At 70.9% G+C, this 15,507-nt stretch carries 17 protein-coding genes; 12 read left to right on the forward strand and 5 right to left on the reverse strand.

The genetic code is table 11. The features are described from left to right. Positions 1–77 precede the first annotated feature (77 nt). Complete coding sequence (locus ABZ664_RS10140; protein WP_362506323.1) at positions 78–1,256, reverse strand: AI-2E family transporter; 1,179 nt, start codon at positions 1,254–1,256, stop codon at positions 78–80. 235 nt (positions 1,257–1,491) lie between these two features. On the opposite strand from ABZ664_RS10140, the gene ABZ664_RS10145 reads away from it, so the two are divergent. From ABZ664_RS10145 to ABZ664_RS10195, 11 genes are all read left to right on the forward strand, one after another. Beyond that, a complete protein-coding gene (locus ABZ664_RS10145; protein ID WP_362505949.1) occupies positions 1,492–2,484 on the forward strand; it encodes a substrate-binding domain-containing protein in 993 nt (330 codons plus the stop codon). 170 nt (positions 2,485–2,654) lie between these two features. Next, positions 2,655–3,707, forward strand: a complete 1,053-nt coding sequence (locus ABZ664_RS10150) for a galactitol-1-phosphate 5-dehydrogenase (protein WP_362505952.1) — start codon at positions 2,655–2,657, stop codon at positions 3,705–3,707. Positions 3,708–3,709: 2 nt separating this feature from the next. Next, the gene (locus ABZ664_RS10155) at positions 3,710–5,227 is read left to right on the forward strand and encodes an FGGY-family carbohydrate kinase (protein WP_362505955.1); all 1,518 of its coding nucleotides are present in this window, start codon (positions 3,710–3,712) and stop codon (positions 5,225–5,227) included. Then, entirely contained in the window at positions 5,224–6,201 is a 978-nt protein-coding gene (locus ABZ664_RS10160) for a sugar-binding domain-containing protein (RefSeq protein ID WP_362505958.1), read from the forward strand. The genes ABZ664_RS10155 and ABZ664_RS10160 overlap by 4 nt, the downstream gene beginning before the upstream one ends. Beyond that, the gene (locus tag ABZ664_RS10165; RefSeq protein WP_362505961.1) at positions 6,198–7,700 is read left to right on the forward strand and encodes a sugar ABC transporter ATP-binding protein; all 1,503 of its coding nucleotides are present in this window, start codon (positions 6,198–6,200) and stop codon (positions 7,698–7,700) included. The genes ABZ664_RS10160 and ABZ664_RS10165 overlap by 4 nt, the downstream gene beginning before the upstream one ends. After that, on the forward strand, positions 7,697–8,701 hold the full coding sequence (locus tag ABZ664_RS10170) for an ABC transporter permease (protein ID WP_362505965.1): 1,005 nt from the start codon (positions 7,697–7,699) through the stop codon (positions 8,699–8,701). The genes ABZ664_RS10165 and ABZ664_RS10170 overlap by 4 nt, the downstream gene beginning before the upstream one ends. Continuing rightward, complete coding sequence (gene deoC / locus ABZ664_RS10175; protein WP_362505967.1) at positions 8,694–9,614, forward strand: deoxyribose-phosphate aldolase; 921 nt, start codon at positions 8,694–8,696, stop codon at positions 9,612–9,614. The genes ABZ664_RS10170 and deoC overlap by 8 nt, the downstream gene beginning before the upstream one ends. 15 nt (positions 9,615–9,629) lie before the next feature. After that, complete coding sequence (locus ABZ664_RS10180; RefSeq protein WP_362505970.1) at positions 9,630–11,069, forward strand: aldehyde dehydrogenase family protein; 1,440 nt, start codon at positions 9,630–9,632, stop codon at positions 11,067–11,069. After that, the gene (locus ABZ664_RS10185) at positions 11,062–11,955 is read left to right on the forward strand and encodes an aldehyde dehydrogenase family protein (RefSeq protein ID WP_362505973.1); all 894 of its coding nucleotides are present in this window, start codon (positions 11,062–11,064) and stop codon (positions 11,953–11,955) included. The genes ABZ664_RS10180 and ABZ664_RS10185 overlap by 8 nt, the downstream gene beginning before the upstream one ends. Positions 11,956–12,170: 215 nt before the next feature. Beyond that, complete coding sequence (locus ABZ664_RS10190) at positions 12,171–12,629, forward strand: winged helix-turn-helix domain-containing protein (protein ID WP_362505976.1); 459 nt, start codon at positions 12,171–12,173, stop codon at positions 12,627–12,629. 271 nt (positions 12,630–12,900) lie between these two features. Beyond that, positions 12,901–13,152, forward strand: coding sequence for a hypothetical protein (locus ABZ664_RS10195; RefSeq protein ID WP_362505979.1), 252 nt, complete (start codon positions 12,901–12,903; stop codon positions 13,150–13,152). 177 nt (positions 13,153–13,329) lie between these two features. On the opposite strand, the gene ABZ664_RS10200 is transcribed toward ABZ664_RS10195, so the two are convergent. From ABZ664_RS10200 to ABZ664_RS10210, 3 genes are read right to left on the reverse strand one after another with little or no spacing between them, the layout of a single operon-like run. After that, positions 13,330–13,596 (reverse strand): hypothetical protein, encoded by a 267-nt coding sequence (locus tag ABZ664_RS10200; protein WP_350949216.1) that lies wholly within the window; start codon positions 13,594–13,596, stop codon positions 13,330–13,332. Positions 13,597–13,656: 60 nt separating this feature from the next. Beyond that, positions 13,657–14,046 (reverse strand): hypothetical protein, encoded by a 390-nt coding sequence (locus ABZ664_RS10205; RefSeq protein ID WP_362505982.1) that lies wholly within the window; start codon positions 14,044–14,046, stop codon positions 13,657–13,659. A gap of 4 nt (positions 14,047–14,050) precedes the next feature. Continuing rightward, the gene (locus ABZ664_RS10210) at positions 14,051–14,416 is read right to left on the reverse strand and encodes a hypothetical protein (RefSeq protein ID WP_362505985.1); all 366 of its coding nucleotides are present in this window, start codon (positions 14,414–14,416) and stop codon (positions 14,051–14,053) included. Positions 14,417–14,511: 95 nt separating this feature from the next. Here ABZ664_RS10210 and ABZ664_RS10215 point away from each other — a divergent pair, with 95 nt between their 5' ends. Further along, positions 14,512–14,901, forward strand: a complete 390-nt coding sequence (locus ABZ664_RS10215) for a hypothetical protein (RefSeq protein ID WP_362505988.1) — start codon at positions 14,512–14,514, stop codon at positions 14,899–14,901. Between the two features lie 133 nt (positions 14,902–15,034). Here ABZ664_RS10215 and ABZ664_RS10220 read toward each other — a convergent pair whose 3' ends face one another. After that, complete coding sequence (locus tag ABZ664_RS10220) at positions 15,035–15,229, reverse strand: CsbD family protein (protein ID WP_362505991.1); 195 nt, start codon at positions 15,227–15,229, stop codon at positions 15,035–15,037. Positions 15,230–15,507: the final 278 nt, after the last annotated feature.

Below are 15,507 nucleotides of genomic sequence, written 5' to 3' on the forward strand. Positions count from 1 at the left end.
ATGGTAGCTCTGGAGGGGAAATTCCCGTTCTGACCTAGTTCGACACCTTTTGGTGAGTTACGTGGTATTCGACGGTGTCAGCTGGGGCTCTGTGCGGGGACGGCCGCACCGGTGCCCGGCTTCTCGGTGTCCGGCTTCTCTGTCTCCGGCCCGCCCGTGCCGGGCCCGCCCGTGTCCGGCCCGCCGGTGTCGGGTTCCCGGGGTGGGTCGCTGAGTTGTTCGCGGATGTAGTTCCACACCACGGCGATCAGAGCGGCGACCGGCACGGCGAGCAGGCTGCCCACGATGCCCGCCAGGTTGCCACCCAGTGTCACCGCGAGCAGGATCACCGCGGCGTGCAGGCCGAGGCCGCGGCTCTGCACCATGGGCTGGAACACGTTCCCCTCAAGCTGCTGCACCGCGACGATGATGGCGAGCACGATCAGCGCGTCGGTGAGGCCGTTGGACACCAGCGCGATGAGGACCGCGACGAAGCCGGCGAACAGGGCTCCGACGATGGGGATGAACGCCGAGACGAAGGTGAGGACGGCGAGGGGGAGGACGAGGGGTACGCCCACGATCCACAGGCCCAGGCCGATGAAGACGGCGTCGAGCAGGCCGACGAAGGCCTGGGAGCGGACGAACGAGCCGAGGGTGTCCCAGCTGCGGGTGGCCACGGCCGGGACGTCCGTGGCGAGGCGGCCGGGGAGCTGACGGGTGAGCCAGGGCAGGAAACGCGGGCCGTCCTTGAGGAAGAAGAACATCAGGAAGAGCGCGAGGACGGTGTTGACCAGGCCGTTCACCACGGTGCCGACCCCGCTGAGGGTGGCGGTGACGATGCTGCCGACGCTGTCCTGGATGCGGGAGGCCGCGGTGTCGAGCGCGGTGCTCACCTGGTCGGCGCCGATGTTCAGCGGCGGGCCGGCGGCCCACCTGCGGAGCTGCTGGATGCCGTTGCTCACGCCGGTGGCCAGCTCGCCGGACTGGGAGGCCACGGGGACGGCGATCAGCACCGCGGTGCCGGCGGCGAGCAGGAGGAAGAGCACGGTGACGGTCGTGGCGGCGAGGGTGGGGTGCCAGCCGTGCCGGCGCAGCAGGCGGGTCACGGGCCAGGTGAGCGTGGTGAGGAGCAGGGCGATCACGAGCGGCCAGAGGATGGACCACATCTGGCCCAGGATCCACAGGCTGACCGCGGTCATGAGCACGACGAGCAGCATCTCCAGGGAGATGCGCGCCGAGGTGCGCAGCGCGGTGCGGGTCTTGGTGGCGTTCAGCATGGCGGGCACGTGTTCACCCTAGACATGGTCGGGCCCACGTCAACGCGAGGCCCGGATCGGGCCTCCCTCCGTGCGTGGATTGGCACGTTTCCGCAGGTAGAGCAGGTACGTTCGGGAGCCGGTGGCCGGGAGACGGGGTAGCGTGCTCATATGAGCAAATTTTGGCTCATGTGTTGCCGTGAGGTTAACGTCCGATTTAGCGTGCGTTATCTAAATCACACCCTGGAGGTCCCATATGCGTAGATTGCGGCTGCTCACCATGCCCGCGCTCCTCCTCGCCCTCACGGCGATGTCCGCCTGCTCGGTGTCGTCCACCCCCGGTGGATCCACCGCCGGTGCCGACCAGAAGGCGGACGGCGCGATCACCATCGGCTTCAGCCAGGCGACCCAGCAGTCCCCCTTCTACGTGCAACTGCGCGAGGGGGCCGAGGCCGCCGCGAAGAAGGCCGGCGCCACGCTCCACTTCGCCGACGCGGACGGGGACGTCACCAAGCAGAACAACGACATCCAGGACCTCATCACCCGGCAGGTCGACATCCTGCTCATCAACCCGGTGGATCCGCAGGGTGTGCAGCCCAGCCTCGCCGCGGCCAAGGCGGCCGGGGTCTCCGTGGTGACCGTGGACCGGCCGGTGGCCGAGGGCGCGGTCGCGCACGTCGGGCGGGACAACAAGGCGATGGGTGAACTCGTCGGCAAGCGGCTCAGCGAGAAGCTCGGAGCCGAGGGCGGCACCGTCATCGAGATCCGCGGGGACGCCGGTGGAGCCGTGGCGCGCGACCGCAGCGCGGGCTTCCACGAGGCCGTCGAGGCGAACCCCAAGATCAAGATCATCGAGGGGCCGTACTCCGACTACGTCCGCGCCAAGGCCGTCACCGCGATGCAGGACCTGCTCCAGGTCCACCCGGACGTCGCCGCGGTCTACGCCCACAACGACGACATGGCGCTCGGCGCGCTGCAGGTCCTCACCGAGAACGGCAAGGACAAGGTGCTGGTCGCCGGGGTGGACGGGCTCATGGAAGCGGTCAAGCAGATCGCCGACGGCGACCGGTACGTGGCCACCGCGCTCAACGACCCCATCTCCCTCGGCGCGACGGCCGTCGAGACGGTGCTCAAGGTCCAGAAGGGCGAGCAGGTCGAGCCCTCGGTCGACGCGGGCACCGCGCTGATCGACGGTGAGAACGCCGCGAAGTACAGCGGAGAGACCGAGTTCGCCCAGACACTCCCGTAGGCGACCGTTCCCCCAAGGACCGGCCCGCAGGGGCGGGCACGCGGGCATCCGCGGCGAAGGTCGGTGGTCCGGGCCGTGGAAGACCCCGGGAAGTCCCCTGGAAGACCCCTGGAAGACACGGCCCGCGACGACCGACACGCGAGAAGCAGAAGACGAGGAAGAAAGAAGAAATGCCGGAAACCATGCAGGCCGCAGTGCTCCACGCCCCCGGGGACATCCGGGTCGAGCAGGTACCCGTGCCCACACCGGGCCCCGACGAGGCGCTCGTCCGCGTCGCGGCGTGCGGAGTGTGCGGCTCGGACATCCCGCGCATGCTGCGTGCCGGGGCCTACCGTTTCCCGATCATCTGCGGCCACGAGTTCTCCGGGCACGTGGTGCGGATGGGCGAGCGGCTGTCGGCCACCGGCCGGGTGCGGGAGGGCGACCTGGTCACCGTGCCGCCGCTCATCCCCTGCCACGCCTGCGGACCCTGCAGCCAGGGCCGGTTCGGCCTGTGCAAGGACTACGGCTACTTCGGCAGCCGCAGGGACGGAGCGTACGCGCAGTACGTCTCCGTACCGGCCGAGAACCTGATGGTGCTCCCCGACGGCCTCGACCCCAGGGCCGCGGCGATGCTCGACCCGGCGGCGATCGCGCTGCACGCCCTGTGGCGCACGAAGATGCGCGGCGGGTACCGGGTTGCGGTGGTGGGCGCAGGCCCGATCGGGCTGTTCGCCGTGCAGTGGGCGCGCATCGCCGGGGCCGCCGAGGTGCTCGTGATCGAACTGGACGAGCGGAAGGCGGCCATGGCGACGGAGGCCGGGGCCACGCACACCGCGGTCAGCGCCGAGGCCGCCGCCGAGGTGGCCGGAGAGGGCTACGACGTGGTCATCGAGTCCGCGGGCGTGCCCGCCACCGTCGACCAGGCCGTGGGCCTGGCCGGACGGCACGGGGAGGCGGTGTTCATCGGCATCCCGCACGACCCCGTGGTGCTGCCCAAGTCCACCTTCAGTTCCTTCCTGCGCCGCGAGGTCACCCTGCACGGCGCGTGGAACTCCTTCTCCGCGCCGTTCCCGGGCGAGGAGTGGCGGGTGGCGGCCAGGACGCTCGCCTCCGGCGACCTCGCCTGGAAGTTCATGATCACGCATGAGCTGGGGCTGGACGCGCTTCCCGAGACCATGGTCAGCCTCGGCGAACGCTCCATTTTCAGCTCCAAGGTCCTGTTCCTGCCGAACGAGGGGTGACCGTGAGCGCTTTCCTCGCCCTCGACCTGGGAACCGAAGGCGCCCGCGCGGCGGTCTACGACGTCGGCGGCGCGCGGCTCGGGGCGGGCGACGATTCCTACCCGACCACCTTCCCCAGGCCGGGCTGGGCCGAGCAGGACCCGGACCACTGGTGGCGGGCGAGCGTCCACGCCGCGCGGGCGGCGCTCGCCGAGGCGGGGAACCCGGAGATCGCCGGTGTCGCGGTGGCGACCACCGCCTCGACGGTCGCCGTGCTCGACCGCCACGGGCGCCCCCTGCGCCCGGCCCTGCTGTGGATGGACGGCAGGGCGAGCGAGGAGTCGGCGCTGACCGCGCAGATCGACCACCCGGCCCTGCGCTACTCGGGCGACTGCGACGCGGTGGAGTGGCTGGTGCCCAAGGCCATGTGGCTGGCCCGTCACGAGCCCGAGATCTACCGCGCCGCCGCACGCGTCGTCGAGGCCGTGGACTACATCGTGTGGCGGCTCACCGGGCGGTGGGCCGGATCGCAGATGAACGCGGTCTGCAAGAGCAACTACGATCCGCGCGGAGCGGGGTTCCCGCACGACCTGTACGAGAAGCTCGGCATCGGCGACCTCGGCGACAAGCTGCCGGACGAGATCGTGCCGGTCGGTGACCCGGTGGGGCACCTCGGCCCCGACGCCTGCGAACAGCTCGGGATCACCGGCCCCGCCGTCGTCGCCTCCGGCGGGATCGACGCGCACCTGTCCCTGCTGGCCGTCGGGGGCGCCCGCGAGGGGCGGGTGTCGATCGTGTGCGGCACGTCCAACGCGTTCGTCACCGAGATCGCGGAACCGGTCTTCCCCTCCACCGTGTGGGGCCCGTACCCGGACGCGCTGCGCGAGGGGCACTGGCTGGTGGAGGGCGGTCAGGTGAGCGCGGGCTCGGTGCTGGCCTGGGCGGGCGAGCGGCTCATCGGGCGGCCGAGGCCGGAGATCGGCGGGCTCATCGAGGCCGCGGCGGCGCTGCCGCCGGTCGAGCACGGACTGATCGTCCTGGACTACTTCATGGGAAACCGCACGCCGCTGCGCGATCCGCGGCTGCGCGGCGCGGTGCTCGGGCTGACCCTCGCCAGCACCCCCGAGCAGGTCTACCGGGCGGCCGTGGAAGGGGTCGCGTACGGCACCCGCCAGGTCATCGACTCCTTCGTCGCGGGAGGGATCGGCGTGGAGGAGGTCTTCGTCTCCGGCGGCATCCGGCACAACGAGCTGTGGCTCCAGACGACCGCCGACGTGCTCGGCCGGCCGATCAGCCTGGTCACCGGGGACAATCTCACGCTGCGCGCCTGCTCGGTGATCGCCTCGGTGGGTGCGGGATGGCACGCCTCGCTGGCCGAGGCCGCGGCACACTACGAGCCGAGGATCCGCGTGGTCGAGCCGGTCGCCGAGCACCGGAACCCGTACCGGCAGGGCTACGACGACTATCTCGCGGCGACCGCCGCCACCACGGCGATCGCGCACCGGCTGAGCGCACCTGAACGAGGGGACGGGCTGACATGAGCATTCCCGTGGAGTATCACGACCAGCTCTACCAGGTCGCCGTCCGCTACTACGAGAGCGGGGAGACCCAGGAGCAGATCGCCCACCGCATGCATCTCACCCGCTGGAAGGTGGGCCGGATGCTCGCCGAGGCCCGCCAGGCCGGGATCGTGAGGATCGAGGTGCTGCACCCCCGCTCCCGGGTGCACGCCCTGGAGCGCTCGCTCAAGGAGCGGTTCGGTCTGCGCGAGGCGATCGTGGTGGCGGGGAACGCCAGGAACGACCCGGAGTACCTGCGCGACCGGGTGGCCGCCGCGGGGGCCGACCACCTGATGGCGATGCGTCCCGCGCCCCAGCTGATCGGCGTCTCCTGGGGACGCACGCTCGACCGGCTGGCCGGTGGGCTCACCCCCGGGTGGGCCACGGGCGTCAACGTGGTGCAGGTGAACGGCGCGCACAGCCGATCACGGCAGCCGACCACCGCGCACAGCATGGCGAACCTGATCGCGCACCACGGCGGCGGCACCGCGACGCTGCTGCCCGCCCCGGCGATCCTGGAGCAGGAAAGCACCCGGGCGGTGCTGGAGAGCGACCGGGCCGTCTCCGACGTGCTCGCCCTCGCCACCCGCGCCGACCTGTTCCTGTTCAGTCCCGGCGGCATGGGCAGCGACTCGGTGCTGGTGGACTCCGGCCAGATCGACGCCGACGACGTCACCCGGCTGGCACGGGCCGGCGCGGTCGGCGACGTGCTCGGCCGCTTCGTCGACGAGCGCGGCCGGATCGTCGATCCGGGCCTGGACGGGCGCACGCTCGGCCTCTCGCTGGACGCCCTGCGCTCGGCCACCACCTCCGTCGCGCTCGTCAGCGGCGCGGCGAAACACGCGGTGTGCCGGGCGGTCGTGGTGAGCCGTCTCTGCGACGTGCTGATCACCGACGACCAGAGCGCGACCTACCTGCTGGACACCGCGACGAGGGAGACGAGGGAGGAGCCATGACGGACACCGCCGAGCACCCGAGGCTGCGGATGGCCGGGATCGTCAAGCGTTTCCCCGGCACCGTCGCCCTGGACGGCGTGGAGCTGACCGTACGCCCCGGCGAGGTGCACTGCCTGCTGGGCGAGAACGGCGCAGGCAAGAGCACGCTCATGAAGATCCTTTCTGGCTCCTACCAGCCGGACGAGGGCACGATCCTGCTCGACGGGGAACCCTTCAGGGCCGCCACCCCGCACGCCGGGCTCGCCGCGGGCATCGCCGTGATCTACCAGGAGCTGGACCTGCTGCCCGATCTCACCGTCGCGCAGAACCTGCTGCTGGGCAGGACGCCGAGGTTCGGCCCGTTCGTGCGCAGGTCCCGGCGGGCGCGGCTGGCCCGCGAGGCGCTGGACCGGGTCGGCGCGCGCTTCTCGGTGACCACGCCGGTCAGGGAGCTGCCCATCGCGGCCCAGCAGCTCACCGCGATCGCCAAGGCGCTCACCGCCGACGCGCGAGTGATCGTGATGGACGAGCCCTCCGCCACCCTCGGCGAGAGCGAGTTGCTCGCCGTCTTCGACGTCATCAGGTCGCTCACCGCCGAGGGACGCTCGGTGATCTTCATCTCGCACCGGATGGACGAGGTGATGGAGATCGGCGACCGTGCCACGGTGCTGCGCGACGGCCGTACGGTCGGCGTCTACGACCTGGCCTCGACCGGCCCCGGCGAGATCGTCGCCGCGATGATCGGCGAGGCGAGGGAACTCATACGCCCCACCGACCACCCCGCCCCCGAGGGCGAGCCGCTGCTGAGCGTGGACCGGGTCCACCTGCCGGGCCTGATCGACGTACGCGACCTGGAGGTGCGGCCGGGGGAGATCGTCGGGCTCGCCGGGCTCGGCGGCGCGGGCCGTACGACCCTGCTGCGCGCGCTCTTCGGCGACCTGAGGGCACACGTCACCGCGAAGCTGGACGGGCGCCCGATGCGCGTGGGCAGCCCGTCGGCGGCGGTACGCGCCGGGTTCGCGCTGGTGCCGGAGAGCCGCAAGGAGCAGGGGCTGATGCTCGGCCTGTCCGTGGGCCGCAACGCGGCGATCGCGGCGATCGGCCGGCCCCCGTGGCTGCTGCCCGGCCGCCTCGGGCGGCGGCTCACCCGGCCGGCGCTGACCGGTCTGGGCATCAAGTCCGCCGGACCCGACCAGCTCGTGGGAGAGCTGTCGGGCGGCAACCAGCAGAAGGTCGTGCTGGCCAAGTGGATCACCCGGGGCGGGATCAGGGTCCTGCTGCTGGACGAGCCCACGCGCGGCCTCGACGTCGGGGCCAAGGCGGACCTCTACCGGCAGGTGCGACACCTGGCCGACCAGGGGGTGGCGGTACTGCTCGCGAGCAGCGAGCTCACCGAGCTCACCGCCAACGCCGACCGCATCCAGGTCCTGTACGAGGGCCGCAACGTCGCGTGTTTCGACCCGAGGGTCAGCCCGGAGAACGTCATCGCGCACACCGTCATCACAGGAGCGACTCCATGACCACATCGATCGGATCCGCCACCCCGGCGACCAAGGACCCCGGCGGCTCCAGGTCGCGCCGCGGCACCGACCTGATCGTCAAATCCAACCTGCTGCTGGTCTTCATCGCCTTGTGCGTCGTCGCGACGCTGCTGGCCCCGCAGTTCCTCACCGGCCGCAACATCGCCAACCTGCTGCAGCAGTCGTCGCTCACCGGGATCGTCGCCATCGGCATGACGATGGTGGTGCTGACCGCGGGGATCGACCTGTCGGTCGGCAGCGTGGCCGCCTTCGGCGGGATGACGGTCGCCCTGCTCATGGGGTCGGACGTGCACTTCGTACCGGCGATCCTGCTCAGCGTCGCGGTGGGCGCGCTGTTCGGCGCGCTCATGGGCGGGCTGTCCGCCTACCTGTCGCTGCCCTCGTTCATGACCACGCTGGCCGGGTTGACGGCCATTCGCGGGCTCACCTACCTGCTCACCGACGGCAAACCGGCGGGCGGCGGCGGCTCGGAGACGTTCCAGCTCCTCGGCGGTGGGTTCATCGGCTACGTGCCGATCATCGGGATCGTGTTCGTCGTGATCACGATTCTCGCCGCCGTGGTGCTGCGGGGCACGACCTTCGGCGAGTACGTCTACGCGGTCGGCAGCAACAAGGAGGCCGCGCGGCTGTCCGGCCTGCCGGTGCGCGGGGTGATCACCGCCGTGTTCGCGGTGTCCGGCGCGCTCGCCGCGCTCGCGGGGGTGCTGCTCACCTCCCGGCTGACCGTGGGCCAGCCCACCGCCTTCAGCGGGCTGGAGCTGGACGCGATCGCGGCCGTCGTGCTCGGCGGCACCAACCTGTTCGGCGGCCGGGGCGGGGTGTTCGGCACGTTCGTGGCGGTGCTGCTGCTGTCGGTGCTGCGCAACCTGTGCAACCTGCTCGGCCTGGGCTCCTTCTTCCAGATGGTGGTGACCGGCCTGATCCTGCTGGTCGCCCTCATCCTCAACATGCTCATCGAAAGGCGGGGCGCTCGTGCCTGACACCGTCCCTGGCTCGTTGCGGGCCTATCTGCACGGACTGCCGGGGGTCGACCAGGTCGGCGTGCACCGGCGGGCCGCGGACCTGGCGACCCGGTCCATCAAGACCACGGCCAAGCGCCGGGCGATCGACCTGGCCATCCGGATGGTCGACCTGACCACGCTCGAGGGGGCGGACACCCCGGGCAAGGTACGCGCGTTGGCGAGCAAGGCGATGCGTCCCGACCCCGCCGACCCGACCGTGCCCCCGGTCGCCGCGCTCTGCGTCTACCCGGACATGGTGTCGGTGGCCGCCCAGAGGCTGTCCGGCAGCGGGGTGGGGCTCGCCTCGGTCGCCACGGGTTTCCCCTCGGGCCGCACGTCGCCGGAGGTGAAGCTGGCCGACACGCGTATGGCGGTGGCCGCCGGCGCCACCGAGATCGACATGGTCATCGACCGGGGGGCGTTCCTCTCGGGCGACTACCGCAAGGTCTTCGACGAGATCGCGGCGGTGAAGGACGCCTGTGGCGAGACGCACCTGAAGGTCATCCTGGAGACCGGGGAGCTGGTCTCGTACGACAACGTGCGGCGGGCCTCCTGGCTCGCCATGCACGCCGGGGCGGACTTCATCAAGACCTCCACCGGCAAGGTCACGCCCGCCGCCACGCTGCCGGTCACCCTGGTCATGCTGGAGGCGGTGCGGGACTACCTGGCCGCCACCGGACGGCGGGTGGGGGTGAAACCCGCGGGCGGCATCCGCACCACCAAGGACGCGATGCGCTACCTGGTGCTGGTCAAGGAGGTGGCGGGGGAGGGCTGGCTGGATCCGGCGTGGTTCAGGCTCGGCGCCTCGACCCTGCTGAACGACCTGCTCATGCAGCGCACCAAGCTGAACACCGGACACTACGCCGGGCCCGACTACTACACGATCGACTAGGGGGACTCCGATCACATGACGGAGGAGATCTTCGAGTACGCGCCCGCGCCGGAGTCACGGTCGACCGTGTCGATCCGGCCGTCCTACGACCTGTTCGTCGACGGCGAGTTCGTCGAGGCCAAGAGCGACGAGCGGATCGTCACGATCAACCCGGCCGACGAGGAGCCGCTGGCCGAGGTGGCCGTCGCCTCCGAGGCCGACGTCGACCGCGCCTTCACCGCGGCCCGGCGGGCCTTCGAGCGGGTCTGGTCGCCGCTGCCGGGGGCGGAGCGCGGCAAGTACCTGTTCCGGATCGCGCGCATCATCCAGGAGCGCGCACGCGAGCTGGCCGTGCTCGAATCGCTGGACAACGGCAAGCCGATCAAGGAGACCAGGGACGTCGACCTGCCCCTGGTCGCGGCACACTTCTTCTATCACGCGGGATGGGCGGACAAGCTGGCCCACGCCGGGCTCGGCCCCTCGCCGCGCCCGCTGGGCGTGGCCGCGCAGGTCATCCCGTGGAACTTTCCGCTGCTGATGCTCGCCTGGAAGGTCGCGCCCGCGCTGGCCACCGGGAACACGGTGGTGCTCAAACCCGCGGAGACCACCCCGCTGACCGCGCTGGCGTTCGCCGAGATCTGCCAGGAGGCGGGACTGCCGCCCGGCGTGGTGAACATCGTGACCGGCGCCGGCGACACCGGCCGGGCCGTGGTCGCCCACCCGGACGCCGACAAGGTGGCCTTCACCGGCTCGACCGAGGTGGGCAGAGAGATCGCCCGCGCCGTGGCGGGCACGGGCAGGCGGCTCTCCCTTGAGCTGGGCGGCAAGGGCGCCAACATCGTGTACGACGACGCGGCGATCGACCAGGCCGTGGAGGGGATCGTCTCGGGGATCTTCTTCAACCAGGGGCACGTGTGCTGCGCGGGATCTCGGCTGCTGGTGCAGGAGTCGATCGCGGAGGAGCTGCTGGCGAAGCTGCGCACCAGGATCGAGCGGCTGCGGCTGGGCGATCCGCTGGACAAGAACACCGACATCGGGGCGATCAACTCGGCCGCGCAACTCGCCAGGATCCGCGAACTGGTCGCCGCAGGCGAGGCGGAGGGCGTGAGCGGCTGGTCACCGGCGTGTCCGATCCCCGAGCGTGGCTTCTGGTTCCCGCCCACCGTGTTCACCGGCGTCACGCAGGCGCACAGGGTCGCCCGCGAGGAGATCTTCGGCCCGGTGCTCTCGGTGCTCACCTTCCGCACACCGGAGGAGGCCGTCGCCAAGGCGAACAACACGCCGTACGGCCTGTCCGCCGGGGTGTGGACGGAGAAGGGCTCCCGGATGCTGTGGACCGCGAGCCGGCTGCGCGCGGGCGTCGTGTGGTCCAACACCTTCAACATGTTCGATCCCGCCAGCCCGTTCGGCGGATACAAGGAGTCCGGTTACGGCCGCGAGGGCGGCCGGCACGGGCTGGAGGCATACCTTGGCTGACAGAACCGACCCTCCGTTCCCCGCGCCGGCACGCGTCGCCGTGCGCAGGACGTACAAGCTGTATCTCGGCGGGGCGTTCCCTCGCTCGGAGTCAGGCAGGTCCTATCCGGTGACATCTTCCCGCGGGGTCCATCTCGCCAACGCGGCCCAGGCGTCCCGCAAGGACGCGCGCGACGCCGTGGTGGCGGCGCGCAAGGCGTTTCCCGGCTGGTCCGGCCGTACCGCCTACAACCGGGGCCAGATCCTGTACCGGGTGGCCGAGATGATGGAGGGGCGCCGGGCCCAGTTCGCCGAGGAGACCGCCGCGGCCGAGGGGGTGAGCAGGGCGGGGGCCGAGAGGCTGGTGTCCGCCGCCATCGACCGCTGGGTCTACTACGCGGGCTGGGCCGACAAGATCGGCCAGGTTCTCGGCGGGGCGAACCAGGTGTCGGGTCCGTTCTTCAACCACTCCGAGCCCGAGCCGACCGGGGTCGTGGGCGTCATCGCCCCCGCCGACTCCCCGCTGCTCGGACTGGTCTCGGTGCTGGCGCCGGTGATCACCTCGGGCAACACGGCGGTGCTGGTGGCGAGCGAGCGTGCCCCGCTCCCCGCCGTCACGCTCGCCGAGGCGCTGGCCACCTCGGACCTGCCGGCGGGGGTCGTGAACATCCTGACCGGACGCCTGGGTGAGCTCGCCCCGCCACTCGCCGGCCACGCCGACGTGAACGCCCTCGACCTGACCGGGGCGGGCGACCTCGCCTCCGAGCTGGAGGAGAGCGCGGCGACCACCCTCAAGCGGGTCCTGCGGCCGGGCCTTCACGACGACTGGACCGCCGCCGATCCCGGCGTCTCCCGGATCAGGTCCTTCATGGAGATCAAGACGGTCTGGCATCCGGTGGGTGTCTGACACCGGGGTGGGCCGGCCGTGGCGAGCGCGGTCTCCGTTCCCGCCCACGCGCCGGGGTCCGCGCGGGAACGGCGCCCTGCTCAGGAGCGCCGCCATCGCGTCCCCGACGCTCCGGGGCCGGGCACGCCTCTCACCCGGCCCGGCAGAGAAGCTCGGGGGTGACACGGGGGCGGGCGCCTGTTAGGTCCCATTTGCCCAGGTGAGAGCCTTAAAGTATGAGATATTCAGACAGGGGCGGTGGGCTGTCGGCGCAGGAGCGAGCCAGGCGCGAGAGGCTGCGGTTCCGGGCCGCCGACATGTTCGCCGGGGAGATCGCGCCCGCGCGGGTGGCCCGGCTGCTGGGAGTCACCCGCAAGTCCGCCTACGAGTGGTACGCGCTCTGGAGACGGGGCGGCAGGGCGGCACTGGTCTCCAGGGGCGCCGCCGGCGGCAGGAAGCTCACCGACGAGCAACTGGCCCGGCTGGAGGCGACCCTGGAGGAGGGCGCCGCCGCCCACGGCTGGGACGACGGCCACTGGACCACCGCGCGTGTCGCCGTGGTGATCGCGGAGAGGTTCCAGGTCTCCTACACCGTGCGCGGGGTGGCCTATCTGCTGGACCGGCTGGGATGGACCGGCCGGTTCGGGTTGCCGATGCGCGGGCCCGCGCGGACGCGTGGTGGATCCCCGGCGTGAGCGGGCTTCGTGATCTCCATGCCGCGCGGGCGGCTCGGTGAGAAGCCGCTTCCTTGGGGGAGCGGAGGAGCCGCTCGGATGTAACCTCCGCCGTTCCTTTCCGGAAATGATCCCGGACCAAGGCTTTGTCCTTTCTGGGGCGAAGGTCGTTATGGCTCTGAACTAGCGTCTTACGTGGCATCGATTCGTCATATTTCCTGGAAATCCGATCGGCGCCCTGTAAGTCCTGGCGGCATGCCGGGTTCAACCATCAGACACGGAGTGATCTTTCATGTTCAAGCAGGCTCTCGCCGCCGGCACCTTGGTGGCCTCCACCCTGATCGTCGGCATGACGGTGTCGGCTCAGCCCGCCGGGGCAAGCGTGGCGCCACAGCAGGTCTCGGTGGTCGCCGGAAGCAACAACCACGACCCCTTCGGCCCCTACACCTACTACAACAGGTATTCGCCATTCACTTTCTACAACAATTACGTTCCCTTCGGCTTCCAGTCCTATTACCGCCCCGTTGTCTACACCTACTGGTAAACCAGGAAAAAGTAGAAAACGGTAATGGGCGAGGCGCGACGGTGCCGGGCGTGGTCATCACGCCCGGCGCCGTTCGCCGTCACGGCGCCTGTGGCGCCGCCGTCCGCCGAGGTGCGGCGGACGACACGGCCGGGACCCGCCCCGTCGCGACCCGTTGACGGCGCCGAACGCGGCGGCTCAGCCGGCTTCCGTCGTCGTACCCGGAGCGGAACGCGACTGCCTGTGCACCGCCAGGGCGATGTCCACGATCGCGATCACGGCCAGCACGGCCATCACGACGGTGAGCCAGGTGATTCCGGCCACGAAACCGAGCACCCCGAGGCCGATCGCCGCTATCAGGGCGAACGAGCCCAGGCGAATGTGGACGACGTCGCGCGGGGTGGCCGCGACCATGGGCTTCCCGCTCGCCGAAGTCTCCTCCGGCATCTCTCCTTCGGCCGTCATGTTTCCCTCCTTGGTTGGAACGCCCCTTTTACCCGGATGCCCCTCTGTCATGTGTCCAGCTCACGTCTCGGGCGACTGCCCGAGGGCTTCCACCAGTCCTTCGGGATCGGAGACCGTGAGAGTTGCGGCCGGGTGGGTCAGGAAACGTCCCGGTGCCAGAGCGGGCACCGGGACGTGGAACCGGACGCACACGCCCCGCCTGGTGCTGGTGCCGAACGTCACCCCGCGGTCGGCGAGCGACAGGCGCGGTCCGATGGCCTTCCACGGAGCGTACGGGCCGGTCACGGTGGTGCCCGCGACATTGGACAGGGGCGTGCGCAGCGACCAGGGGCCGAAGCGAACCGAGAGATCGCCCTCGCGGACCTCGGCGAAGGCCCTCCCGGGGCTCACCCCGACCACCAGCAGCGGTATCCGCCACGCCGGGTCGAATTCGAACGCGAAGCGCGTCATCCCCTCAGGACTCCCAGGGGGCGCTCTCGCCCATCTTGGCGTAGTACCTGGCCAGGTGGGCCTTGATCCGGCCGAGGTCCTCCTCGGGCACCTTGACCCCGCCCCTGGCCCCCTGCAGGACCCCTCCCGCGGCTCGTACGGCGTGCGGCACCACCTTGAGCCTGCCGTCGATCACATCGGCGATGGGAAGTTTGTAACTCCCGAAGTTGTCCGGCTCGTCGCCGTCGTACCAGAGATGGGCCTCTCGGTATCGGGCATTGGGCTCCTCCTCGGCGTCCGACCATGATCGGACGCGTTTCTCGGCCGCTTCGCCGTCCCAGGCCCTGTCGTGCTCGGCCAGTGGCAGATCCTGAAACCGGGTGACCGTCATGATCTCGCTCCCTTCGTCGAGGGTTTCCCTACCCGGCTGACCGGCCCCATGCCTGCCGGCGACATATTTGGACTTTGTCAGGGGAGGGGGTCGGCATGACGGACACTCCTGAGACGAGCGAAGACACGGCCGAGCGTGAAGATGCCGAGACGGGCGGCACCGAAAGTACCGGTGCCGAGAGCACCGATGCCGAAAGTGACGCCCCCGAGCAGGATCCGCCGCCCGCGGGTCCGCGGGGCATCGACGGCGAGAGCAGGGTCGTGGCGGAGCGGTCGGGGGCGGACACGACCTTCCCCGAGCGACCACTCCTGGCGGATCCTGATGACGCGCGCCGCACTCCTGAAGAGGAAAGGCCGGAGGGTGTGAGCGAGGCCAAGGCCGAGACCGAGACCGAGGACGAGGCCGACGGTGAGGTCGCGGGCGACGGGGGAGAGGACACGTCCGGTGACGGGGCACCGGAACCGGAGGTCGGCCCGGCCTCCTGAGAGCCGCCCCCTTTGACCGGGTGTTCTATGGGGCCCCGCCCAACGAGGGCGGACAGGGGCCCGGCAAGGACTCCTCCCGACATGGCGGTGGGGGCCCGGAAAACCGGGCCCCCACCGCCATATGAGTCGCGAGTCAGCTCTTGAAGGCGTCCTTGACCTTCTTCGCACTGTCCTTGACCTTCTCCCCTGCCTGCTTGAGGTTGCTCTCGGTCTGGTCGGCCTTGCCTTCGGCCTCAAGCCGCTCGTTACCGGTGGCGCGTCCCGCGCCTTCCTTGACCTTGCCCCCGAGCTCTTCGGTCTTGTTGGCGATCTTGTCGTCGTGACCCATGGTGTTATCCCTCCCGTTGTGAAGTTTTGTCCACTTCGACAGGTCCCCTCTCCTCCAGAGGAGGGGGTAAACATGCCTGCTCCGGGCGCGGTCGTCGCCTGGCCGATCCGGCGTCGCCCCCCTGGGGGCGCTCGTGAGGGGTGGAGCGCGATCACGCCCCGGTCCCGGGGCGCCCATCCGGCCGGGGGGGGGGGGCCCCCCCCCGGGGGGGCGGCCCCCCCCCGGGCCCAAAACCGGCCCCCGCGACCGCCCACGGCCGCCCGGGGGGGGCGCCCCCC

The sequence above is a fragment of the Streptosporangium sp. NPDC006930 genome (genome assembly GCF_040635605.1).
Lineage (GTDB): Bacteria > Actinomycetota > Actinomycetes > Streptosporangiales > Streptosporangiaceae > Streptosporangium.

What these genes read in the sequence shown, in the direction of transcription:
- ABZ664_RS10140 (WP_362506323.1), bottom strand. Translation starts at nt 1,256, where the DNA reads ATGCTGAACGCCACCAAGACCCGCACCGCGCTGCGCACCTCGGCGCGC.
- ABZ664_RS10145 (WP_362505949.1), top strand. Translation starts at nt 1,492, where the DNA reads ATGCGTAGATTGCGGCTGCTCACCATGCCCGCGCTCCTCCTCGCCCTC.
- ABZ664_RS10150 (WP_362505952.1), top strand. Translation starts at nt 2,655, where the DNA reads ATGCCGGAAACCATGCAGGCCGCAGTGCTCCACGCCCCCGGGGACATC.
- ABZ664_RS10160 (WP_362505958.1), top strand. Translation starts at nt 5,224, where the DNA reads ATGAGCATTCCCGTGGAGTATCACGACCAGCTCTACCAGGTCGCCGTC.
- ABZ664_RS10165 (WP_362505961.1), top strand. Translation starts at nt 6,198, where the DNA reads ATGACGGACACCGCCGAGCACCCGAGGCTGCGGATGGCCGGGATCGTC.
- ABZ664_RS10170 (WP_362505965.1), top strand. Translation starts at nt 7,697, where the DNA reads ATGACCACATCGATCGGATCCGCCACCCCGGCGACCAAGGACCCCGGC.
- ABZ664_RS10180 (WP_362505970.1), top strand. Translation starts at nt 9,630, where the DNA reads ATGACGGAGGAGATCTTCGAGTACGCGCCCGCGCCGGAGTCACGGTCG.
- ABZ664_RS10190 (WP_362505976.1), top strand. Translation starts at nt 12,171, where the DNA reads ATGAGATATTCAGACAGGGGCGGTGGGCTGTCGGCGCAGGAGCGAGCC.
- ABZ664_RS10195 (WP_362505979.1), top strand. Translation starts at nt 12,901, where the DNA reads ATGTTCAAGCAGGCTCTCGCCGCCGGCACCTTGGTGGCCTCCACCCTG.
- ABZ664_RS10200 (WP_350949216.1), bottom strand. Translation starts at nt 13,596, where the DNA reads ATGACGGCCGAAGGAGAGATGCCGGAGGAGACTTCGGCGAGCGGGAAG.
- ABZ664_RS10205 (WP_362505982.1), bottom strand. Translation starts at nt 14,046, where the DNA reads ATGACGCGCTTCGCGTTCGAATTCGACCCGGCGTGGCGGATACCGCTG.
- ABZ664_RS10210 (WP_362505985.1), bottom strand. Translation starts at nt 14,416, where the DNA reads ATGACGGTCACCCGGTTTCAGGATCTGCCACTGGCCGAGCACGACAGG.
- ABZ664_RS10215 (WP_362505988.1), top strand. Translation starts at nt 14,512, where the DNA reads ATGACGGACACTCCTGAGACGAGCGAAGACACGGCCGAGCGTGAAGAT.
- ABZ664_RS10220 (WP_362505991.1), bottom strand. Translation starts at nt 15,229, where the DNA reads ATGGGTCACGACGACAAGATCGCCAACAAGACCGAAGAGCTCGGGGGC.